Origin of the sequence: Devosia sp., assembly GCF_028290435.1 — a bacterium.
Lineage (GTDB): Bacteria > Pseudomonadota > Alphaproteobacteria > Rhizobiales > Devosiaceae > Devosia.
Map to the genome: position 1 here is coordinate 26137 of NZ_JAQGJV010000093.1, position 20835 is coordinate 46971.

At 64.2% G+C, this 20835-nt stretch carries 22 protein-coding genes; 9 read left to right on the top strand and 13 right to left on the bottom strand.

Translation table 11 applies throughout. The annotated features are described in order from the left end of the window. Positions 1 to 76: 76 nt before the first annotated feature. The 5 genes from JWP26_RS20640 to JWP26_RS20660 all read left to right on the top strand — a co-directional run bounded on the left by JWP26_RS20640 (position 77) and on the right by JWP26_RS20660 (position 3524). On the top strand, positions 77 to 301 hold the full coding sequence (locus JWP26_RS20640; protein ID WP_299732360.1) for a hypothetical protein: 225 nt from the start codon (positions 77 to 79) through the stop codon (positions 299 to 301). Beyond that, the gene (gene aztA, locus JWP26_RS20645; RefSeq protein WP_299732363.1) at positions 298 to 1065 is read left to right on the top strand and encodes a zinc ABC transporter ATP-binding protein AztA; all 768 of its coding nucleotides are present in this window, start codon (positions 298 to 300) and stop codon (positions 1063 to 1065) included. The genes JWP26_RS20640 and aztA overlap by 4 nt, the downstream gene beginning before the upstream one ends. After that, positions 1062 to 1934, top strand: a complete 873-nt coding sequence (gene aztB, locus JWP26_RS20650; protein ID WP_299732365.1) for a zinc ABC transporter permease AztB — start codon at positions 1062 to 1064, stop codon at positions 1932 to 1934. Before aztA ends, aztB begins: the two co-directional genes overlap by 4 nt. A 168-nt stretch (positions 1935 to 2102) precedes the next feature. Further along, positions 2103 to 3032, top strand: a complete 930-nt coding sequence (locus JWP26_RS20655) for a metal ABC transporter substrate-binding protein (RefSeq protein WP_299732367.1) — start codon at positions 2103 to 2105, stop codon at positions 3030 to 3032. Positions 3033 to 3086: 54 nt separating this feature from the next. Next, complete coding sequence (locus JWP26_RS20660) at positions 3087 to 3524, top strand: Fur family transcriptional regulator (protein ID WP_299732370.1); 438 nt, start codon at positions 3087 to 3089, stop codon at positions 3522 to 3524. A gap of 229 nt (positions 3525 to 3753) precedes the next feature. Here the strand turns inward: JWP26_RS20660 and rsmD are convergent, their stop codons facing one another. The 10 genes from rsmD to JWP26_RS20710 all read right to left on the bottom strand — a co-directional run bounded on the left by rsmD (position 3754) and on the right by JWP26_RS20710 (position 16343). After that, complete coding sequence (rsmD, locus tag JWP26_RS20665; protein ID WP_299732373.1) at positions 3754 to 4308, bottom strand: 16S rRNA (guanine(966)-N(2))-methyltransferase RsmD; 555 nt, start codon at positions 4306 to 4308, stop codon at positions 3754 to 3756. A gap of 106 nt (positions 4309 to 4414) precedes the next feature. Further along, on the bottom strand, positions 4415 to 6541 hold the full coding sequence (locus JWP26_RS20670) for a pseudouridine synthase (protein WP_299732375.1): 2127 nt from the start codon (positions 6539 to 6541) through the stop codon (positions 4415 to 4417). A 99-nt stretch (positions 6542 to 6640) separates the two neighbouring features. Then, on the bottom strand, positions 6641 to 7327 hold the full coding sequence (locus JWP26_RS20675) for a hypothetical protein (RefSeq protein ID WP_299732377.1): 687 nt from the start codon (positions 7325 to 7327) through the stop codon (positions 6641 to 6643). Between the two features lie 116 nt (positions 7328 to 7443). After that, entirely contained in the window at positions 7444 to 8001 is a 558-nt protein-coding gene (lspA, locus tag JWP26_RS20680) for a signal peptidase II (RefSeq protein WP_299732380.1), read from the bottom strand. Between the two features lie 3 nt (positions 8002 to 8004). Continuing rightward, positions 8005 to 10974, bottom strand: a complete 2970-nt coding sequence (gene ileS / locus JWP26_RS20685) for an isoleucine--tRNA ligase (RefSeq protein WP_299732383.1) — start codon at positions 10972 to 10974, stop codon at positions 8005 to 8007. Between the two features lie 217 nt (positions 10975 to 11191). Further along, the gene (locus JWP26_RS20690) at positions 11192 to 12166 is read right to left on the bottom strand and encodes a bifunctional riboflavin kinase/FAD synthetase (protein ID WP_299732386.1); all 975 of its coding nucleotides are present in this window, start codon (positions 12164 to 12166) and stop codon (positions 11192 to 11194) included. A 5-nt stretch (positions 12167 to 12171) separates the two neighbouring features. Continuing rightward, positions 12172 to 13038, bottom strand: coding sequence for a TIGR01459 family HAD-type hydrolase (locus JWP26_RS20695; RefSeq protein ID WP_299732389.1), 867 nt, complete (start codon positions 13036 to 13038; stop codon positions 12172 to 12174). Positions 13039 to 13138: 100 nt separating this feature from the next. Beyond that, on the bottom strand, positions 13139 to 13618 hold the full coding sequence (locus tag JWP26_RS20700) for a shikimate kinase (protein WP_299732391.1): 480 nt from the start codon (positions 13616 to 13618) through the stop codon (positions 13139 to 13141). Between the two features lie 39 nt (positions 13619 to 13657). After that, positions 13658 to 14932: an EAL domain-containing protein gene (locus JWP26_RS20705; RefSeq protein WP_299732393.1), complete on the bottom strand. Its 1275-nt coding sequence runs from the start codon at positions 14930 to 14932 to the stop codon at positions 13658 to 13660. A gap of 202 nt (positions 14933 to 15134) precedes the next feature. Further along, complete coding sequence (locus tag JWP26_RS20710) at positions 15135 to 16343, bottom strand: ROK family transcriptional regulator (RefSeq protein WP_299732395.1); 1209 nt, start codon at positions 16341 to 16343, stop codon at positions 15135 to 15137. Positions 16344 to 16540: 197 nt separating this feature from the next. On the opposite strand from JWP26_RS20710, the gene JWP26_RS20715 reads away from it, so the two are divergent. From JWP26_RS20715 to JWP26_RS20725, 3 genes are read left to right on the top strand one after another with little or no spacing between them, the layout of a single operon-like run. Continuing rightward, entirely contained in the window at positions 16541 to 17968 is a 1428-nt protein-coding gene (locus JWP26_RS20715) for a sigma-54 dependent transcriptional regulator (protein ID WP_299732397.1), read from the top strand. Positions 17969 to 18021: 53 nt separating this feature from the next. After that, a complete protein-coding gene (locus JWP26_RS20720) occupies positions 18022 to 18303 on the top strand; it encodes a type II toxin-antitoxin system RelE/ParE family toxin (RefSeq protein WP_299732399.1) in 282 nt (93 codons plus the stop codon). Between the two features lie 31 nt (positions 18304 to 18334). Continuing rightward, positions 18335 to 18634, top strand: coding sequence for a HigA family addiction module antitoxin (locus JWP26_RS20725; protein ID WP_299732402.1), 300 nt, complete (start codon positions 18335 to 18337; stop codon positions 18632 to 18634). Positions 18635 to 18656: 22 nt separating this feature from the next. On the opposite strand, the gene JWP26_RS20730 is transcribed toward JWP26_RS20725, so the two are convergent. The 3 genes from JWP26_RS20730 to JWP26_RS20740 all read right to left on the bottom strand — a co-directional run bounded on the left by JWP26_RS20730 (position 18657) and on the right by JWP26_RS20740 (position 20354). Next, complete coding sequence (locus JWP26_RS20730) at positions 18657 to 19577, bottom strand: DMT family transporter (RefSeq protein ID WP_299732466.1); 921 nt, start codon at positions 19575 to 19577, stop codon at positions 18657 to 18659. A gap of 138 nt (positions 19578 to 19715) precedes the next feature. Beyond that, a complete protein-coding gene (locus JWP26_RS20735; protein WP_299732405.1) occupies positions 19716 to 19919 on the bottom strand; it encodes a hypothetical protein in 204 nt (67 codons plus the stop codon). A gap of 72 nt (positions 19920 to 19991) precedes the next feature. Beyond that, a complete protein-coding gene (locus tag JWP26_RS20740) occupies positions 19992 to 20354 on the bottom strand; it encodes a DUF427 domain-containing protein (RefSeq protein WP_299732408.1) in 363 nt (120 codons plus the stop codon). 184 nt (positions 20355 to 20538) lie between these two features. Here JWP26_RS20740 and JWP26_RS20745 point away from each other — a divergent pair, with 184 nt between their 5' ends. Continuing rightward, complete coding sequence (locus JWP26_RS20745; protein ID WP_299732411.1) at positions 20539 to 20829, top strand: co-chaperone GroES; 291 nt, start codon at positions 20539 to 20541, stop codon at positions 20827 to 20829. Positions 20830 to 20835 lie beyond the last annotated feature (6 nt).

Sequence of the window (20835 nt, forward strand, 5' to 3'; positions counted from 1 at the left end):
CTAGAGAAAGGCCGAGCAGTCGGATTTGTAATGTTATTACGTTACAAATCGCAAGTGGAAAGATGCGCTATCTTTGATGCAAGGCGCGTTGACGATTGCAATGTTATTACGTTACATCGGCCAATCAGCCATTTGGCCAAGCCAGAGCCTCGACAGCAATATGACACAACAGCAGCACGACAATCATAACGTCAGCGGTATCTCTTTTAGTCTGGCGCAGATGAGTGCGACGGCGCGGGTTGGCCTGGTGCTGGTGCCGGTGGCGCTGATCTGGGTGGCGATCTGGGCGTTGCTGGCATGAGCGCCGTCATTCGGCTGGACGATTTGACGCTGGGCTATGATGGGCATCCGGCGGTGCATCATCTGGATGGCGCATTCGAGACGGGGTCGCTGACGGCGATCGTGGGGCCGAATGGATCGGGTAAATCGACTCTGCTCAAGGGCATTACCGGGGCGCTGAAGCCGCTTGGCGGGCGGATCGAGCATGCCGGAATTTCGGTGCGCGAGATCGCCTATTTGCCGCAGATTGCCGAGATCGACCGGACGTTTCCGGCGGTGGTGAGCGATCTGGTCTCGCTGGGGTTTTGGAAGAGCCGGGGATTGTTTGGCGCTATTCGAGGCGTGGATCGTGGGGCGCTGGACGAGGCGTTGCAGGCGGTGGGGCTGCGGGGGTTCGAGCAAAGGCCGATCGATACGCTATCGGGCGGGCAGTTGCAGCGGGCGCTCTTTGCGCGGGTGCTGTTGCAGGATGCGCGGGTGATCCTGCTGGATGAGCCGTTTACGGCGATCGACGAGAAGACGGTGGCCGACCTGATCGCGCTGGTGCAGCACTGGCATAACGAAAAGCGGACGGTGATCGCGGTGCTGCATGACGTGGAGATGGTGCGGCGGGTGTTTCCGCAGACGCTGTTGCTGGCGCGCGAGCCGATCGCCTGGGGGGCGACGAGCGAGACGCTGCACCCGGAAAACCTGCTGAAAGCGCGGCGGATGACGGAGGCGTGGGACGAGCACGCGCCCTGGCATGACCATGTGGCAAAGCACCATCATCATGGGGATGCGGCATGAATTTGGTGCAGCTTTTCATCGAACCGTTTGCGCAGTTCGGGTTCATGAACCGGGCGCTGGTGGGGGCGATCATCCTGTCGGTGAGCGCCGGGCCGGTGGGCGTGTTCCTGATGCTGCGGCGGATGAGCCTGACCGGGGACGCCATGGCGCATGCGATTTTGCCGGGGGCGGCAGCAGGGTTCCTGGTGTCGGGGCTGGCGATTTTGCCGATGACGCTGGGCGGGTTTGCGGCGGGGCTGGTGGTCGCGCTGCTGGCGGGGCTGGTATCGCGGTTCACCATCCAGCGCGAGGATACGTCGCTGGCGGCGTTTTATCTGATTTCGCTGGCGCTGGGGGTGATGCTGGTTAGCCTCAAGGGCTCCAATGTGGACCTGATGCATGTGCTGTTCGGCACGGTGCTGGCGCTCAACGACGATGCGCTGGTGATGATCGGGGCGATCGCGACGGTGTCGCTGGTGGGGCTGGCGGTGATCTGGCGGCCGCTGTTCGCCGAATGTCTCGATCCGACGTTTTTGCGCAGCGTCAGCAAGGCGGGGCATCCGGTGCACCTGATTTTCCTGGCGCTGGTGGTGTTGAACCTCGTCGGCGGGTTCCAGGCGCTGGGCACACTGCTGGCGGTGGGGCTGATGATGCTGCCGGCGGCGGCATCGCGGTTTTGGGTGCGGGGGCTCGAGGGAATGTGCGCGCTGGCGGTGGGGTTTGGGGTGGTGTCGAGTTATTTCGGGCTGCTGATTTCCTACTATCTGGGGGTGGCGTCGGGGCCGTCGATTATCCTCGTGGCAGGAGGGATTTATGTGGTTTCGCTGTTTTTCGGGCGGCGTGGGGTGATTTTTACACGGGTGCAGGCGCCGCGGCATCGCGTGGCGTGAAGCGCACCGCAGTGATGGTCGTTTTGCTCCGGCTCGAAATTCGAGCCGGGGGCTGAGGCAGTGGGGACGCGAGCCGGATCGTGGCTACCGGCCCCGCCACCCAGCCTCCCCTGTAGGGGAGGAGTGGCCCGGTGGGCCGGGTGGCTTCAGAGATAAAGGAAATGTGCGATGAAGACTTTGAAATCGATGATGCTGGCGATGCTGGTTGGTTCGGCGCTCGCCGCACCGGCGTTTGCAGCGGAGGTCAAGGCGGTGGCGACGTTCTCGATATTGGGGGATATCGTTGCGCGGGTCGGTGGTGAGCGGGTGGCGGTGACGACGATCGTCGGGCCTAATGCGGATACGCATGTTTATGAGCCCAAGCCGTCCGATGCAGTGGCGGTGAGCCAGGCGGATGTGCTGTTCGTCAATGGATTGGGATTCGAAGGGTGGTTGGACCGGTTCGTGCAGTCGTCAGGATTTTCCGGACCAGTAGTGGTCGCCAGCGATGGGGTCAAAACCCACGAGATGGCGGAGGAGGAGGAGCATAGCGGCGAGGCCGAGCATGAGCACGGACACGATCATGGCGCGACCGATCCGCATGCGTGGCAGAGCCTCAAGAATGGGCTGCTGTATGTCAAGAACGTGGCGGCGGGGCTGTGCGCTGTGGATGCCGAGGGTTGTGTGACCTACGAGGCTAATGCGGCGGCGTATTCAGCGGAGATTAGTGCGCTGGACGATCAGCTTATCGCCGATATCGCGGCGGTGCCGGAAAACAAGCGGCAGGTGATTACTACCCATGATGCGTTCAGCTATTTCGGCGAGGAATATGGCGTGACGTTCCTCGCGCCGGAGGGGATTTCGACCGACAGCGAGGCCTCCGCCGCCGACGTGGCCAAGTTGATCACGCAGATCAAGGCCGATGGCGTCACGGCGCTGTTCATCGAGAATATGAGCGATGGACGGCTGGTGCAGCAGATCGCCGATGAAACCGGCGTGAAAGTGGGCGGGGAGTTGTATGCCGATGCGCTGTCAGAACCCGGTCAGGGGGCGGCGAGCTATTTAGATATGTTCAAGCACAATATCGGCCTGCTGGTGCCGGCGATGTTGGGCAAGTAGGATTGCAATGCCGCCGCGCCTTGCGGGGGCGCGGCGGCTGGAAAGGCGGACGAGATGGCACATTCGGATGACAGTCACGCGGGCCACGATCATGTGTGGGCCAATGATTTGACCAAGAACCAGGGGCTGGTGCTGGGCGCGCTGGCGCATTCGGACGCGCCGCTGAGCGCTTACGATATTCTGGATCGGCTGCGCGAGGATGGGCTCAAGGCGCCGTTGCAGGTGTATCGAGCGCTGGACAAGCTGGTGGAGCGCGGGCTGGCGCATCGGCTGGAGAGCCTCAATGCGTTCGTGGCGTGCGCAGATGAGCATTGCCACCGCTCGGGGCTAATCGCGTTCGCGATTTGCGATGGCTGCGGCAAGGTCGATGAGTTCGCCGATGGGGTGATCGAGGATCGGCTGGGGGAATGGGCGGCCGCCAAGGGCTTTAAGGTCGAGCGCACCACGATGGAAATTCGCGGCAAGTGCGAAGGCTGCCAGGCGGCGAACTAGGTTAGTTTGCCAGCTTGGCACCATCGAGCGGGGTGACGCTGCGGTCGATCTGGCTGGGTATTGTCGGGATCTGACCGCGGGTTGCGACCGGGATGATGGCGACCATTGTAGCCACCGCCAACCCTAGCTTCATCAATCGACATAACCGCATGCTTTTGTTCCACATTACTGGTCCAGAACGAACGTGGCAGCGCGCGAAAAAGTCGGAAAAAGTGATCGGTAAAATTACTTATGCGAAGGTCAGGAAGTGGACCGCCGCGGCGCCGTAGGTGCGACGATCGTCGAGGGTGAAGCCGGCGGGGATTTGGATGGTGGCGTCGGCGCTTTCCTCGAACACCACGGTGGCGCCGGGGGCGAGCCAGCCCTGGGGGGCGAGGTTGGTGAGGGCGCGTTCGCCCAGGCCCTGGCCGTAGGGCGGATCGAGGAACAGCAGATCGAAGGGTTTTAGCGAGCCGGGGGTGCCAAGATCGGTGGCGTCGCGGCGCAAGAGCTTGGTGATGCCCCCTGCCCCAAAGGCCTCGATGTGGTCGCGGATCAGGCCACGGGCTTCGGCACCCATATCGACGAAGGTGACGTGGGCGGCGCCGCGCGAGAGGGCTTCGAGGCCCAGCGCGCCCGTGCCGGCGAACAGGTCGAGCACGCGCACGCCATCGAAGACCGGGTCGAGGCGCGAAGCGAGGATGTTGAACATGCTCTCGCGCACGCGGTCAGCGGTCGGGCGGATGGAGTCATCTGACGGGGAGGTCAGGGTTTTACCGCGGAATTTGCCGGCGACGATGCGCATGGATGGGCCTTGGGGAGTTCCGAGTTTGCGGCGGCTTACCCCCACCCTTGATCCCTCCCCACAAGGGGGAGGGTGTCGACTGAGGGAGCAGCGCAAACGCGATCGGTTAGGACTTGGGACGACGGCCAGCGCCGCCAGTTGGGCGACCACCGCCACCAGCGGGGCGGCCACCGCCCGAAGGACGACCGGCACCACCGGCAGGACGACCGCCGCCAAAGGCGGGACGACCAGCGCCGCCAGCAGGGCGACCCGCGACACCGGCGGGACGACCGCCACCAAACGCGGGCTTGCCGAAGCCGCCGGGCTTTGGGCCACGGGCGGGGGCAGCGCCGTCGCGCTTGGGATAAGGCTTGCCATCGGGACGCGACTTCGGCTTGCCATAGGTCTTGGATTCAAGGCCTAGCGCATCGCGGCCGGGACGGCTGGCTTTGTCGGAATAGCTGCGCGCCGGACGATCGCCATCGGGACGCTCGGAGCGCTGCGGGCGGCCGCCATCGGGGCGGAACGACTTTGGCTTCTCCGAGAAATTGCGGCCGGGGCGATTGGGCGTGGCGCGAGCGCCTTCGCCGCGTTCGCTATCGGGGCGGGTGCGCGGCGTGTAATCACGGGCCGGGCGATCATTGCCGCCACGTTCATTGTCCGGGCGGGTGCGGGGCGCATAGGCGCGCTTGGGGCCTTCGGCACCGGGGCGTTCATTATCGGGACGCGTGCGGGGCGCGTAATCGCGCGACGGGCGCTGGGCCTCGGCATCGCCACGACGGGGACCGCGCGGGGTGCCGGTAAAGGCGCGGTCGGGACGACCGGCAGCGCCGGTTGGGCGAGCGCCGCGTGGCGCGTCGAAATCGCGCTTGGGACGATCGGCAAAATCGCCCTCGGGGCGCGCGGTGCGGGGACGCTCGCCGTAGGACTTGGAGGCAGCGACGCGGCCGGAAACGGCCTTGCTGGTGGGACGGGCGGGACGATCGCCGAACTCGCGCTTGGGACCCTTGAAGTCGCCGCGCGGCTTGCCGGCAGCGTCGCGGCTCGGGCGCGCCGGACCATCGGAGCGGGCCGGACGCGAAGCGCCTTCGGCGCGCGGGGCGCGGGCGGGCTTGGCCGGACGATCAGGGCGCTGGCCGAAAGTGCGAGCGGGCTGATCGTCGGGATCGCGCCAGGTTGTGCCTTTGCCGGAACGTTTCTGCACGAAGTCCTCCTCACGCCCATCATCGAAAATGATGCGGCGGGGCGGCGCCATTTCTTCTTCGGCACGATCGTCAAATTTCTTCGGCGCGGGGCGCTTGCTGTCGAAACGGCCGGGGCGATCCTGGCGCGGGCGCTCGGCGCGCGTTTCTTCCTCGGTCTTTTCGGCGTGGTCGGTGAAGCGGAAGCGCTGGCGGGCGATTTCGACAGTATTGGTGCCGCGGCCGGTCAGGCGATCGCGCGTGGGCTTGCCGACTAGGGCATTGGCTTCGGGCATTTCGCTGTCGAAATCGACATCGGCAGCGTCGGCGAGCTTCTTGCCCAGCTGATCGCGCAGGGTCGAGGCCTTGACGGTCTCGATGCCGCCGACCGGGATGTCATTGAGCTGGAAGGGGCCATAGGAGACGCGGATCAGGCGGTTCACCTCAAGGCCGAGGGCGCCGAGGACGTTTTTCACCTCGCGGTTCTTGCCTTCGCGCAGGGCCATGACCAGCCAGACGTTGGAGCCTTGGTCGCGTTCCAGCGTGGCTTCGATGGAGCCGTATTTGATACCGTCGATCTCGATGCCGTCCTTGAGACGGTCGAGCGCGGCCTGGGTGACGGTGCCATGGGCGCGGACGCGATAGCGGCGCAGCCAGCCGGTGGCGGGCAGCTCGAGCACGCGCTTGAGGCCGCCGTCATTGGTCAGCAGGATCAGCCCTTCGGTATTGATATCGAGGCGGCCGACGGTGACGACGCGCGGCAGGCCATGGGTTTCGAGGGCCTCGAAGATGGTCTCGCGACCTTCGGGGTCCTTCTCGGTGACCACAAGGCCGGCGGGCTTGTGGTAGAGCCAGACGCGGGTGCCCTGGCGGGCAGCCAGCGGGGCGCCATCCACCATGATCTTGTCGCGGGCGGTGACGTTGAAGGCGGGGGTGATGACCTTCTTGCCGTTGACCACGACGCGGCCCTCGGTGATCCAGGTCTCGGCGTCGCGGCGGGAGCAGAGCCCGGAGCGGGCGATGACCTTGGCGAGGCGATCGCCGGTGTCTGGTACGGCGGACTGGTCGGTCATGGGGCAGCTTTCATGTCATGCGGGACCCGGATGGGCGGCGCGGAAAAGGAAATCGCCCCGCGTTACGCGGGGCGATTAATTCTGGAATAGTGCACGCAGCTAGTTAGACGAGCTGCTGTTGTTATCGTCGAATTCGCCCAGCATGCCTCCGCTGTCCGGCGTGGTGACACCATTGACCGGACGGGACATGGCGGCCTTGATGGCCTTGCGCACGTCCTCGGGGCAAGCCGCATCGTTGAGCGCCACGATGGCACCGTTGGGGGCACGGCACACCAGATCGGCATCGCCGACGCGGGTGAAATAATCGGCCGGAGGCATATAGATCGGGCGCTTGGCGTTCCCGGTGATACCGACATTGGCGGCGCGCATGCGGGCGGTGAGCTGCTTGGCCTCGATCTCGGTCAGCGGGCGGCCGGCAATGGTCTGCATATCGACGACGCGGGCATTGCGCAGACGGGTCAGATCGGCCTGGCTCAGATTGGAGGCGTCGATCTGCACGGCGTTGCTATCCACCGGCAATTGGTCGGCCATGGCGACCGTGGGGGTCGGCAACTGGCTCTCATCGCGCGGCAACACCAGCGGCGCGCGCGCCTGGGTCAGGTCGGCCTTGGGCGCCTCGCCGGGGACGAGGCCGACGCCGCGGGCGGTCGAGGTCATGACCTCGCGCTCGAAGGTGCCGAAATCGGTCATCGCATTGGTGCCTTCGGCCGTCGTGCAGCCAGCAAGGCCTGCCATCAGCAAAAGGCCAAGGGAGAAAAGGCCCGCCCGGGTCAATCCAATATGCATGAAACGTCCTTCAAGAGCGGCGAGCCGCGGCGACTTCGGTTATTGGCGCGCTTATAGCGCATCACAGCAGCTAAGGCCAGATTCTGGCAGCAATGCGTTCACACTGGGTTAGCGGCTCAGGTTTTGGCGGCGCGAACACGGCCGACGCCGAGCAAATCGAGGATCAGCAGGATGACGCCTAAGGTAATGGCCATGTCGGCGACGTTGAAAATATAGAAGGAACTGGCGCCGATGTGGAAATGGAAGAAGTCGGCGACAGCGCCGTAGATCAGGCGATCGAGGCCATTGGACAATGCGCCGCCAATGCAGAACGCCAGGCCCAGGCGGATCAGGGACGAGTCGGCGCGCACCCACCAGATGGCCAGCGCCACGACGGCGACCAGCATGATGAGGCCGAGGCCCCAACTGGGCAGGTCAGTCAGCAGGCCGTAGGAAATGCCGGTATTCCAGACCAGGACATAATCGAAGAAATCGGTGACACGCACGACCTCGCCGCCGCGCCAATTGGTGAGCGTGGCGGGAACGTAGGAGGTGAAGATATCGACACAGGGGGCCGCGCCGATGGCTATGCAGTCGGCGGAGACCGCAAAGGCTTTTTGGGCGCGGTCCAGCCCGAAGGCGAGGATCGCGGCCATGAGGGAGATGATGACCGACTGGGCCTTGAACGCGTTCAAAGCCTAGAGCCCCGCCGCGGCGCGTTCGCGCAGGGCCTGGGCATCGCGCGGGGTGACGTCGGGATATTCGGGGTCGGAGCCGACATCGGGCTGGATGCGCCAGGAGCGGGCGCAGCGGGTGCCTTCAGCCAATGCCGAGACCACGGCGACGCCGGGGACGTCGTCGAGGCGGAAGGCGGTATCGGGGGCGTCGGCATTGCCGATCTCGATGGCCGAGGTGATGGCGATTTCGGCCAGGTCCTCGCCGGCGAGGGCGGTCAGCAGGTCCTCATCGGTGATGAAGACGCGGGGGGCGGCTTCGAGCGAGGAGCCGATGCGCTTTTCGCGGCGCTCGATTTCGAGAGCACCGGTCACGACGCGGCGGACGGTGCGGATCTTGGCCCATTTATCGGCGAGGCCGTCATTCAGCCATTCGGCGGGCACTTCGGGGAACAGGCGCAGGTGGACGGAGCTATCGGCGCCGGGATGCCGTTCGAGCCAGACCTCTTCCATGGTGAAAACCAGGATGGGGGCGAGCCAGGCAGTGAGGCAATCGAACAGGTGATTGAGCACCGTCAGCGAGGCGCGGCGCTTCACCGAGGAGATCGGATCGCAATAGAGCGCGTCCTTGCGGATGTCGAAGTAGAAAGCCGAGAGTTCGATGTTCATGAAATTGGTGAGCAGCGAGACGACGCGGCGGTAGTCGTATTCCTTGTAGGCGCCACGGACCTGCTCATCGAGCTGGGCCAGACGGTGCAGCATCAACTGCTCCAGCTCGGGCATGGCGTCGAAGGTGACGACATCGGCGGGCTGGTAATGGGCGAGGTTGCCCAGCAGCCAGCGCAGGGTGTTGCGCAGCTTGCGGTAGCTGTCGACCGTGGTTTGGATGATTTCCTTACCGAGGCGCAGGTCCTCGGAATAGTCGGACGAGGCCACCCAGAGGCGCAGGATATCGGCGCCGTATTGCTTGATGATGTCCTGCGGGGCGACGGTATTGCCCAGCGACTTGCTCATCTTCTTGCCTTCGCCATCCATGGTGAAGCCATGGGTGAGCACGCTGGAATAGGGCGCGAAGCCATTGGTGGCGCAGGATTCGAGCAGGGAGGAATGGAACCAGCCGCGGTGCTGGTCCGAGCCTTCGAGATACATCGAGGCCGGGAACTTCAGGTGCGGCCACTTCTGCTTGTTGCGCAGCACCCAGGAATGGGTGGTGCCGCTATCGAACCAGACATCGAGGATGTCGGTGACCATCTCGTAATCGGCGACAGCGTGGCTGGTGCCGAGGAAGCGTTCGGCGGCGCCAGCGGCGTACCAGGCATCGGCGCCCTCTTCCTCGAAGGCGTCGGCGATGCGGTGATTGACCGTCTCGTCCTTGAGGATTTCGCCAGTGGTCTTGTTGACGAAGACGGTGATCGGCACACCCCAGGCGCGTTGGCGGCTGAGCACCCAATCGGGGCGGTCGGCGATCATGGCGCGGAGGCGGTTCTGGCCGGCGGCGGGGTAGAACTTGGTGGCGTCGATGGCGTTGAGCGCGCGGGTGCGCAGGGTATCGCCCGCAGCGCCCTCGATATCGCGGTCCATATAGACGAACCATTGCGGCGTGTTGCGATAGATCACCGGCTTCTTGGAACGCCAGGAATGGGGATAGGAGTGCTTGACGCGGCCGCGCGCGAGCATGGCGTGGCGCTCGGCGAGAGCGGCGATGACGCGGTTATTGGCGTCGCCCTTTTTGCCGCTGTCGTCGATGACGCGGGCGCCGTCGAAGCCGGGGGCGTCCTTGGTGTAGAAGCCGTCGTCGCCAACCACATAGGGGATGGCGGTGTCGATGCCGCGCTCAAGCAGCAGGCGGCCGGAATTCATCCAGATCTCGAAGTCGTCGAGGCCGTGGCCGGGCGCGGTATGGACGAAGCCGGTGCCGGCATCATCGGTGACGTGTTCGCCATCGAGCAGCGGCACCTTGAATTCGTAGCCACCATCAAAGCCGCGCAGCGGGTGGGCGCAGGCGGTGATATCGGCGGGGTTCACATCGCGCAGGCGGGTAAAGGCCTCGACCTTGCCCTTGGCGAGGACGTCGGCGGCGAGCTTATCGGCCAGGACGTATTTTTCGCCGGTCGCGGCCCAATTGCCCTCGGGGGCCTGGGTGACCTCATAGAGGCCATAGGCGATTTTTGACGAGAAGCTGATGGCGCGGTTGGCCGGGATGGTCCAGGGCGTGGTGGTCCAGATGACCACCGAGGCATCGGCCAGATCACGGGTGAGCTGGGCGCTGCCGACGAAGTCGTCGCCCTGCACTTCCGAGGATGCGCCCAGAATGGGGAACTTCACCCAGATGGTGTCGCTCTCGTAATCGGCATATTCGATTTCGGCTTCAGCCAAAGCCGTGCGTTCGACCACGGACCACATGACGGGCTTGCTGCCGCGATAGAGTTGGCCGGAGGTGGAGACCTTCATCAGTTCGCGCGCGATCTGGGCTTCGGCGTCGAAGCTCATGGTCAAATAGGGGTTGTCCCATTCACCGAGGATGCCGAGGCGCTTGAATTCCTCACGCTGCACATCGACCCATTGGCTGGCGAAGGCGCGGCATTCGGCGCGGAATTCATTGATCGGGACTTCGTTCTTGTCGCGGCCCTTGGCGCGGTACTGTTCCTCGATCTTCCATTCGATGGGCAGACCATGGCAATCCCAGCCCGGCACGTAGGCCGAGTTGAAGCCGAGCATCTGCATCGAGCGGGAGACGATGTCCTTGAGCGTCTTGTTGAGCGCGTGACCGATATGGATGTTGCCGTTGGCGTAGGGAGGGCCATCATGCAGCGTGAACAGCGGGCGATCCTGCGCCTGCTCGCGCTGCAGCTTGTAAATGTCCATGTCTTCCCAGCGCTTGAGCCAACCCGGCTCGCGATCGGGCAGGCCGGCGCGCATGGGGAATTGGGTCTCGGGGAGGAAGAGCGTCGACGAGTAATCGGTTTCGGCGGCGCCCGTGGCAGTATCGGTCATGGAACGGCAATCGGTTGGGGAGATTTGCGGGGGTTGTAGCAAGGTGGGGACGATGGGGCAAAGGGTTTGGTTGGGGGGCTTCACCTCTCCCCCTGGGGGAGAGGTCGACCCTCTTGGGTCGGGTGAGGGGGCCTTTCCCACGCACTCCACCCAGTAAAGGCCCCCTCACCCGGCGCTACGCGCCGACCTCTCCCCAAAGGGGCGAGGTGAAGAACGACTACCCGAAAAACCCCAGTCGCTTGTCCAATTCGCTCAACGGCTTGGCCTCGGCCAGCATCTTGCGGGCTTTGTTGCTGTCGCGGTTCATGGCGGTGATCAACTCATCAAGGCCGGAGAAGACTTCCTGGCCGCGGATGTGCTCGATCAGGCAGACCACGATGGTCTGGCCGTAGATGTCCTCGGAGAAATCGAACAGGTGTGTCTCGAAGGGCGGGCGCTGGTTGTTGAACATGGGCTTGCCATAGGCGGCGACGCCGTCGAACACCCGATCGCCCAAGCGGGCGCGCACGGCGTAGACGCCCTGGGCGAGCTGGAAATTGTCGTGGGTGACGGTGTTGGCGGTGGGATAGCCTAGCTCGCGGCCGCGCTGGTCGCCTTTGACGACGCAGCCTTCCATGAACCAGTGATACCCCAGAAGCCGATTGGCGGCGGCGATATCGCCTTCCGAAAGCGCGGCGCGGATGCGCGAGGAGGAGATGACCTCCGAGCCCTCGTCGAGCAGGTCGATGACCTCGACGGCAAAACCCTGGGCTTCTCCGGCGGCGGTGAGGAAGGTGGGGGTACCGCGGCGCTGGCGGCCGAAATGGAAATCAGCGCCGACGATGACGCCGGCGACGGCAAGTGCATCAACGAGGAAACGGGAGACGAAATCCTCGGCTTCGATCTGGGAGAAGGCGCGGTCGAAATTGAGGATGACGATGCCGTCGAGATCGAGCGCTTCGGCCAGGCGCGCCTTGGCGTTGCCATCGGTGAGCCGGTACATGAAGGGGCTGGGCGCGAAGACATCGCGCGGATGCGGCTCGAAGGTGAGCAGGATGGCCGGCACCCCCGCCTCGGCGGCGCGGCGGCGCAGCAGGTCGAACACCGATTGGTGGCCGCGGTGGAAGCCGTCGAAATTGCCGATGGCCACGTAAGCGCCGCGCAACGCAGCGGGGACAGTGTCGAGACTGGAGAGGCGGAGAAAGTCGGACATAGAGACTACCAGCTTAGGCGCGGCAGGAAGCCGGCCATGTGGGCGCGGCTGGGGGCGACGAGATCGGCGATGGCTTGCGGGCTGGGTTTTCCGAAAGCATCGAGTTCGGCGGCGTGGATGGAGCCGGTGACGAACAACAGGTCGATGCCGAACTGGGCGGCGCCGGTGGCGTCGGTGCGTACGCTGTCGCCGATGGCGAGAGTACGGGATTTTTCGAGCGAGCGGCCGACGGCGACTTCGGCCAAGCGGAAGGCTTCCTCGTAGATCGGCTGATAGGGCTTGCCGGCCATCAGCACCATGCCGCCCATGGCGGCGTAGAGATCGCCCAAAGCGCCGCCGCAATAGATGATCTTGTCGCCATGCTCGACCACGCGGTCGGGATTGGCGCAGATCATGGGCAGCTTGCGGGCCAGCCAGAGCTTGGCGCGGTCGCGGTACATTTCGGGGGTGTCGTCATCGGTATCCAGATCGGTGACGACGACGACCTCGGCTTCCTCGGCCGTGGTGCGGCGGACGTTGAGGCCCTCGTAGAGCGCGTCGTCCTCGGTGGGCGGGCCGACATGATGGATCGGGCGGCCGGAATATTTGGCGATCATGACGCGGGTAGCGTCGCCCGAGGAAACGATGGCGTCATAGGCTTCGCGCACCACGCCGAGGCGATCGAGCATCTCGATCAGCGGGGCGGAGGGGCGCGGCGCATTGGTGATGAAGACCACCTTGCCGCCGGCTTTGCGATACTCGACGAGAGCGTCGACGGCGGAGGGGAAAGCGGCGACGCCGTTATGGACGACGCCCCACACGTCGCTGAGAACCGCATCGTAGCGGCCGGCAAGATCGGCTAGGCCGGAAATGGGAGGCAGGGGGGCGGTCATCGGAGGCTCCGGAAGCGGGATTGCCTGGGGGTTCTATGGTGCAGGTTGCAGCCAGGATCAAGGGCGGAAGCAGCAATAGCGACGGCTGCCGGCGCATGGCTCATAGTCGGGCAATATGAAGGGCGAGCATGGCGGCGGTTTGCTCGGGGGTGGCGAGGTCGGTGACGATGATGTCGCTGAAGGTGCGCGCCGGATAGCCTTCGGCGTACATTTCGTGGATGCGGGCGCGCTCGCCGTCGTCGAGTTCGCGGGCGCCGCGGTTGGTGAGGGCGACGGCGAGCGGTGGGGCCAGGGTGGCGACGAAAAGGCGGGCATGGCGGGTGGCACAGGCGGATTGGAGCATGGCGAAATCGCTGTCGCGCATGGGATAGGCGATGACCAGGACGGGTTCTGTCGCGGCGGTGATCTGGTCGGCAACCCAGAGCACGGCGCGGTCGATCATCTGCTGAAAGGGGACGGATTCGGGTATGCCATGGTCATCGCCGTCGATGAAGCGGGCGCCGGGGAGCAGAGCGGCGAGCGCCCGGCCGGTGGTGGTCTTCCCCGAATTGATAGAGCCATTGAGCACGACGACGATCATGCGCGTGCTCCCTTCATCGGCCGCCGGCGCGGTTGGCGATCAGGCTATGCCTTCGGCCCGACGCAGAACCGGCGCGGCGGTCTTGGGACGCTCCAGCATCAGGTCGGGACGGACCGGGCCGGGCGCGGCAATGTGCGGGCCCTGAATCTGGGCGATGCCGATATCGAGCAGTTCGAGAATCTGGCGCTCGCTGACGACGCCGGTGGCCATCAGGCTGACGCCAAAACGGTTGAGGTAGTTGGCGATATCGGAGGCGTGGAAATCGGTGAAGGCTTCGGGCGCATCGATGAAGCGGGTGGCATCGACGCGCAGCGAACGAACCCCCTGCCCGGCCAGTTCGGCGACATCGACGCGCAGCGACTTGACCTCGGACAGCGAGAAACCGGCGCCCTTCTTGACCAGCCCGTCGACAATGGCGCGTTCGCCGGCCGCCAGCATCTGCCATTCGGCTTCGGTAACGACGAAAACCATGCTGGACGCGATGGCGCGGTTGGCTTCGAGCGAGACGATGAGCTGTTCGGAGGCGACCCATTCGCCCAGCGTGGCGCGCGATAGCGGAATGAACAGATTGATCGGCTGATCGGCGCTGCGCGAGCGGCGGCCGATGGCGATGGCCTCGATCAGGCCCAGCCCTTCGATGTGACGCAGCACGTCTTCATTGCTCTGGCGGGGCATGAAGGCGGCGCGGTCGGCCAGCTCGCCATTATCCAGCATCAGGCGCGGCACTAAGTCGTAGCCATGCGGGCGGCGCTGCGGCAGCGTGATGATGGGCTGCACATGATAGATGAGACGGTTTTCGGCGAGCGCCTGACGCAGGGTTTCGATCGGGATCAGGGGCGGCTCGGGCTCGCGTTGTACCGGCACCGCGACGGGTTGGGGCGTTTGTGTGACGATGGCGGGAACGGCGGCCAGGGGCGTCGGCGCGGCGCTAAACTGCGGCTTGTTGGCGCGTTCCTCGATATCGGAGACGGCCTCGGCGATCTGGCGGATGACGGTACCCAGCACGGACACGTCAGCTTCGACGCCTTCGAGACGCCGGCCGGCATTGAGATCGGCCAAGGCATTGACGCGCTGACCCAGCGTGGTGCCGACCTGCCCCTCGGCGGCCAGCAGCAATCCAAGATCCTCGATGGCCTTTTCCAGGCGATTCTCGGCGCGCTGACGCAGGCTGCGCTCCATCAAGACCACCGCGACGGCAGAAAAGCTCAGGGCAGCCATGATGGCCTCGGCAGGCGTGAACGTCAGCCCGAAATAGGCCGTGCAGCCGACGCCAAGCGCCGCCAACGCTATGAATGTGTAAACCAATACCTGCACGAGCGGTCCGCAATCGCTTGAGTGGGCCGGGATTCGGCATAGCTCTCATAGCATTGACAGCGGGCGCACAAAAGCTGTGACCAGCCAGTATTCCGTGGGTAATTTTTTGAGGGAGATCAGGCAGCTAGTGAAGCCGACGACGGGCGGGGTGGGCGCGGCGGCGCAGTGTCGCAGGGGTGAACCACTGCAGGGCACGTCCATTTCAGGCCCCAAAGTGGCTCCAGGCGCTGGAAAAATAGCGTTTGTACACAGGCAGGAGCGCCGCGCCCTTGGCGGCAGCGAACGCGCCGAGGTGGCCGATGGCCACCACCGGTCGACCGCTGCGCAGCACCGGCAGCAGCGCCAGATGGTGCTGCACGCGCTGCAGCAGGCGCTCGACGACAGGACGCGGCATGGAGCCATCAATGCTGGCCTTATCGAGTTCGACCATAGCCTGCGTGGTCATGGCGGCCTGGGCCAGCGCGCGCCCGGCATCGTCGAGCCAGGCGGTGGCATGAGGCTCAAGCGTGTCCCAATCCCAATCCTGGGGGCTGCAAGGCGGCGGGGTTACGCCCACTTCGCGCAGCCAGCGTTCGAAAGCGGTGATCGAGGCGACCCGGTGCACGAAGCTGGGCGCGCCGTGACGATCGGACACCATGATGGCGCCCAGATTTGCCGCATTGCCGGTGGGACCTTCCCACAGGCGGCCATCGGCGATGATCCCCGCCCCGATATAGGCGCCGACATGGAAATAGGCGAAACCGGTGGGGCGCGGGTCAGGCAGCGCAATAATTTCGGCCCAGCAGGCGGCGCTGCCATCGTTGAACCATTCGGTGGGCAGGCCGGTATCGGCAGCGATGCGGGCAGCGATGTCGATCGCTTCCCAAAGCGGCTGCTGCTCGGGGTGGGTCAAGAACATTTCGACGTTCCGCCCCATCGCGGTGGGAGAGGCGACGCCGACACCAACGAGACGGGCTCGCTGTTGCGGCGTCAGCCCCGCGACGAGGTCAGCGATCCTCGTGGCGATTTCGGCAAACAGCGTCGTTGCATCGGGATAGGCATAAGCGCGGCGCTCATGGGACAGCACCTTGCCGGTCAGGTTGACCAGCGTCACCTGAACGTGGCGCCAGCCGATCTCGACACCGATGGAATAAGCACCATCAGGATTGAGGAACAAGGGCGTCGCCGGCTGGCCGCGGCGGCCACGCAGCACCTGGCCGCGCACGATAAGGCCACGATCCTCCAGATCGGAAATGATTCGCGAGGTCGTTTGGGGACCCAGGCCCGAGCGGCGCGCCAGATCGGCATTGGAGGAGCCCGGGATAATCGCAATCAGGCTTAACACGGCCCGTTCATTGGCAATGCGCACGCCAGCCTGGGGCACGCCGCGCCCCACTGGACTCAACTCATCAGGATCATCCGTCTTGCTCATGGCGGCAGACTTAATCGGGAGTTTGGGCTGTGATCAAGAGCCATGGAAATGCGTATTTGGCCTAATTGCGACCAAACCGGAACGGAAAATTTACCCTGTTCACGAACAATCAAACGCAACACCGCCTGTTCGCGTGGCTGCATAACGTTTTGCCGCCCGCGCCGAGAAGGTGAAAAGAAACAACGAGGACGCGCTGCATGCATAGTGGACGCCAGTGCGACGCCAATGGACGCCTGCTGCTGATCGACCGGGATGTGGCCTCGTCACGCCTCGTGGTCGAGGGGCTGGGCGCTGCCCTGGCGGGCGCACCGGAAATCGCGGCGGCGGAAACCGGGCGGCAGGCTGTCGAGGCCTTGCGGCAGGCGCGGTACGATATCGTGCTGATGGACCTGTCGAGCCTGGGCGATTTGAGCGAGCGCAGCGAAGACGCGGTAACGCGGCTAGTCAAGCTGGCCGAAGGCGCGCTGGTGATCGCCATTTCGGACGGCAGTTCGGTATCGGCGGCGGTGGCCGCAATGCGCGCGGGCGCACACGACTATGTGGTCAAGCCGCTGAACGGTCCGGCCATCGCGGCGCGCATCGATGAATTGGCGCAACGGCACGGCAAGACGCGCACGCTAGGTATCGAGGCTCGGCCGACCGCGGGCGTGGCCGATTTCGGCGGCTTCATCGGCGCGTCGAGCGCCATGCAATTCGTCTATGAGCAGATTGCGCGGATTGCGCCATCGGCGGCCCCGGTGTTCATCACCGGCGAGAGCGGCACCGGCAAGGATGTGTGCGCCGAGGCGCTGCATGCCAAGGGACCGCGTGTCGGCAAGCCATTGGTGGCGATCAATTGCGCGGCGATTCCGCGCGATCTGATGGAAAGCGAATTGTTCGGCGTGGCGCGCGGTGCATTTACCGGGGCGCATGAAGACCGCAAGGGCGCGGCCGAACTGGCCGATGGTGGCACGCTGTTTCTCGACGAAATCGGCGAGATGGACCTGTCGCTGCAATCCAAGCTGTTGCGGTTCCTGCAGACGGGAACACTGAGCCGGGTCGGCGAGGCGGGCGTGCGCAAGGTCGACGTGCGGGTGATCTGCGCGACCAATCGCAATCCGATGACGCTGATTTCGGAAAAGAAATTCCGCGAAGACCTGTTCTATCGCCTGCATGTGCTGCCCATCCACCTACCGCCGTTGCGGCAGCGGCCGAGCGATATCATGGTGCTGGCACGCCATTTCCTCGCCCGATATGCGAGTGAAGAACACAAGGCGTTCAGCGGCTTTTCGGGCGAATGCGCACAGGCGCTGATGGCCGCCGAATGGAAGGGCAATGTGCGCCAGTTGCAGAACCTGGTGCGGCGCTTGGTGGTGATGTTCGACGGCGGCGAAATCAGCGGCGCCATGATCGCTGCCGCCGATATCGAATCGCGTGGCACCGCCGAAATGATCGGCACCGGCGTGCCGCAGCAGCGGGTGCAGGCGATCTTGCCGATGTGGCAGCAGGAACAGCGCATCATCGAGGACGCGATCGCCAGCTTCGGCGGCAATGTTTCGCTGGCCGCCGCAGCGCTGGAAATCAGCCCGTCGACGATCTATCGCAAGCGGCAGAGCTGGGCGGAGGGAGTGGCAGGGGCGGCTTAGGCTTTCGATTTGTTGCCATCTGTATCGTGACGTGATACAGATATGGATCGTTGATGATTGCGTCGTTCAAAGGCAAATTCGCCGAGAAGGTCGCCGCCGGGTTGGCTCCAAAAGGCTTTCCCGCGGACCTATTGCGGTCGGCGCAGCGGAAGCTGTTCATGGTGGAGCATGCTCTCGAACTAAAGGACTTGATGTCGCCGCCCGGCAACCGCCTTGAGGCTCTCAAGGGCAACCGGGCTGGGCAACACTCAATCCGCATCAATGAGCAATGGCGCATCTGCCTGCGCTGGGAAGACGGCGGGGCCCATGAGGTTGAAATCGTCGACTATCACTGATGCACAAACGTCGGGCAAACAGGAAGATCGAATGCACACTCAAGCTATTGTGGCGATCCATCCGGGCGAAATCCTGCGCGAGGAATATCTGGCTCCGCTGGGATTGTCGGCCTATGCGCTCGCAAAGAAACTAGGCGTTCCGCGAACCCGTATCGAGCGCCTGGTGGCCGAAAGCACACCTGTCACCACCAATACCGCATTGCGCCTTGCCAAGTTTTTCGACACGACGCCGCAATTCTGGATGAGCATGCAGACTGCATTCGACCTGAGCCAGGAAGCCATGGCCATCGCTGAGGACCTGGAGAAAATCCAGGCGATGAAGGCGGCCTAGCTCTTAGGTAGTGTGGACACGCCTAAGGCGTATTGGCTTCGCGGGATTTGACGCGGTCGAGGCCGAGGCGGTGTTCGCGCAGGATGACGACGATGCCTGAGGCGATGACGATGGCGGCGCCGATGAGCATGGGCACGGTGGGGACTTCGGCGAAGGCGAAATAGCCGACCAAGAGGCCGAGCAGCAGCGACGTATATTCAAAGGGAGCAATGACCGACATATCGGCGTGGCGATAGCTCGCCGTCATCATGATCTGGGCGATGCCACCCGCGAAGCCAGCGAGAATCAGGAACACGACATGTTCGGGCGAGGGCCAGACCCAGCCGAACGGAATGGTGACCAATGAGATGGTGCTGGCGCTGATGAAGAAGTAGAGCACGATGGTTTCGGTGCGTTCGGTCTGCACCAGGCGACGCACCTGCATCATGGCGAAGGCGGCGCAGACGGCACCACCAAGGGCCGCGATGGCGCCGACGGTTTCGCCCCACCCCATTGCACTTTGGCCCGAAAATACCGTCAGGCGGGGCCACAGCATGATGCCGACGCCAACGAGGCCGATCAGCACCGCCGACCAGCGGATGAAGTGGACTTGCTCCTTGAGCATGATGGCGCTGAACACGACGATCAGGAGCGGCGAGGCGTAGCCGATGGCGATGGCCTCGGGCAGCGGCAGCTTGGTGAGCGCGTAAAAACTCAGGCCCATCGAGATAACGCCGATCAGGCCGCGCAGGAAATGGCCCCAAGGATTGGCAGTCTTGAAGCCGACCCGTAACTGGCGCTGCCAGGCGAGGTAGACCAGCACCGGCACGATCGCGAACAGGCAGCGGTAGAATACCAATTGGCCGGCAGGCACGTTGCCGGTGGCCTTGAGCAGCGCCGACATGACGACGAAAATGCAGACCGAGCCGACCTTGAGCATGATGCCGCGCATCGGCCCGTCCATGATCCCCGTTGGGGTGGCGGGAACATATGGTGCGGGCGGGATGGTCACGGGACGCTCAAGGTTGGTGAGAAGGCGAAGAGGTAAACTGTGCTTGACGGCCACGGCTCGCGCCATGGTCCGTCAAGGATTTGGATTGGTCTAGCGCGGCTTGGCCTCGGCTTTGACCAGCTTGGCCTTGGCCTGGGTGGCGGTGGCGAAGGCCTTGTGCTCGGGACCGCTGATGGTGCCGGATTTCACCACGCTGCCCTGGGCATCGACAAGCTCCCACAGCCAGTTGGAATTGGGGCCACTGCCGCCCTTGAGGCGGAGGCGGATCGTCAGGTTTTCGGTTTTTTCGGTCATGTTCCCTTATGCAACAGCAATCGTTACGGCGAAAGGGCGAAAGGGGCAGTTTCCGGAACGCGCCCGTCGCGCTTAGACCTCGCTGGTGCGGTATTCGATCTTGTCGCCCCAGAAAGCCAGGTGATCGCGGATCGGTTCGACCAGGGGGCACGGGTCGGGGTAGTACCAGACGCCGTCCGCGCCGGTCGCGGTCAGGGTCTTGATGGTGTAGTAGGAAGCGTCGCCCTTATAAGGACAGTGCGTGTGGGTTTCGGACGCTTCCAGGATATCGGGTCGCACGTCCTCGCGCGGAATATAGATGCGCAACGGAGCGCCGGGTTCATCGAGTTCAAGCGCGTTGAGGGAAGAGGCGATCTCGGCGTCATCAAAGATCACATGCACGCGGCCCTTGGCCGGAGCGATCTTGATATCCTTGTCCAGACATTGTCCCGTCATGATTGGCTGCCATCTGTTTGGTTGTCGGTAAGCTGTTAACGCATGAGCGACGAAGTCGGTTCAAGCGTTCTTGACTCGGTTCACCCTCCTCCCTATATCCCCGACAGCCTGTTAGCACTCTAAGATTGTGAGTGCTAATTTCGGTGCACAAATTGCATTCCAGTTCGATGCCATAGGAGCAAACATGAGCTTCCGTCCCCTGCACGACCGCGTGGTCGTCCGCCGTCTCGACAGCGAAGAAAAGACCAAAGGCGGGATCATCATCCCCGATACCGCTAAGGAAAAGCCCTCCGAGGGCGTCGTCGTGGCCGTTGGCCCCGGCGCTCGTGACGAGCAGGGCGTGCGCGTCCTCCCCGACGTTTCGGCCGGCGACCGCATCCTGTTCGGCAAGTGGAGCGGCACCGAAGTCAAGGTCGACGGCGAAGACCTGCTGATCATGAAAGAATCCGACATCATGGGCATCATCGAAGGCTAAGGCTCG

What these genes read in the sequence shown, in the direction of transcription:
- JWP26_RS20700 (WP_299732391.1), bottom strand. Translation starts at nt 13,618, where the DNA reads ATGATCGTCGTCGTGCTCAATGGCTCTATCAATTCGGGGAAGACCACC.
- ileS (WP_299732383.1), bottom strand. Translation starts at nt 10,974, where the DNA reads ATGACCGATACTGCCACGGGCGCCGCCGAAACCGATTACTCGTCGACG.
- JWP26_RS20735 (WP_299732405.1), bottom strand. Translation starts at nt 19,919, where the DNA reads ATGACCGAAAAAACCGAAAACCTGACGATCCGCCTCCGCCTCAAGGGC.
- JWP26_RS20655 (WP_299732367.1), top strand. Translation starts at nt 2,103, where the DNA reads ATGAAGACTTTGAAATCGATGATGCTGGCGATGCTGGTTGGTTCGGCG.
- JWP26_RS20730 (WP_299732466.1), bottom strand. Translation starts at nt 19,577, where the DNA reads ATGGACGGGCCGATGCGCGGCATCATGCTCAAGGTCGGCTCGGTCTGC.
- JWP26_RS20695 (WP_299732389.1), bottom strand. Translation starts at nt 13,038, where the DNA reads ATGACCGCCCCCCTGCCTCCCATTTCCGGCCTAGCCGATCTTGCCGGC.
- aztA (WP_299732363.1), top strand. Translation starts at nt 298, where the DNA reads ATGAGCGCCGTCATTCGGCTGGACGATTTGACGCTGGGCTATGATGGG.
- JWP26_RS20660 (WP_299732370.1), top strand. Translation starts at nt 3,087, where the DNA reads ATGGCACATTCGGATGACAGTCACGCGGGCCACGATCATGTGTGGGCC.
- JWP26_RS20725 (WP_299732402.1), top strand. Translation starts at nt 18,335, where the DNA reads ATGCACACTCAAGCTATTGTGGCGATCCATCCGGGCGAAATCCTGCGC.
- JWP26_RS20640 (WP_299732360.1), top strand. Translation starts at nt 77, where the DNA reads ATGCAAGGCGCGTTGACGATTGCAATGTTATTACGTTACATCGGCCAA.
- JWP26_RS20715 (WP_299732397.1), top strand. Translation starts at nt 16,541, where the DNA reads ATGCATAGTGGACGCCAGTGCGACGCCAATGGACGCCTGCTGCTGATC.
- JWP26_RS20740 (WP_299732408.1), bottom strand. Translation starts at nt 20,354, where the DNA reads ATGACGGGACAATGTCTGGACAAGGATATCAAGATCGCTCCGGCCAAG.
- JWP26_RS20690 (WP_299732386.1), bottom strand. Translation starts at nt 12,166, where the DNA reads ATGTCCGACTTTCTCCGCCTCTCCAGTCTCGACACTGTCCCCGCTGCG.
- JWP26_RS20745 (WP_299732411.1), top strand. Translation starts at nt 20,539, where the DNA reads ATGAGCTTCCGTCCCCTGCACGACCGCGTGGTCGTCCGCCGTCTCGAC.
- JWP26_RS20720 (WP_299732399.1), top strand. Translation starts at nt 18,022, where the DNA reads ATGATTGCGTCGTTCAAAGGCAAATTCGCCGAGAAGGTCGCCGCCGGG.
- aztB (WP_299732365.1), top strand. Translation starts at nt 1,062, where the DNA reads ATGAATTTGGTGCAGCTTTTCATCGAACCGTTTGCGCAGTTCGGGTTC.
- JWP26_RS20670 (WP_299732375.1), bottom strand. Translation starts at nt 6,541, where the DNA reads ATGACCGACCAGTCCGCCGTACCAGACACCGGCGATCGCCTCGCCAAG.
- JWP26_RS20675 (WP_299732377.1), bottom strand. Translation starts at nt 7,327, where the DNA reads ATGCATATTGGATTGACCCGGGCGGGCCTTTTCTCCCTTGGCCTTTTG.
- rsmD (WP_299732373.1), bottom strand. Translation starts at nt 4,308, where the DNA reads ATGCGCATCGTCGCCGGCAAATTCCGCGGTAAAACCCTGACCTCCCCG.
- JWP26_RS20710 (WP_299732395.1), bottom strand. Translation starts at nt 16,343, where the DNA reads ATGAGCAAGACGGATGATCCTGATGAGTTGAGTCCAGTGGGGCGCGGC.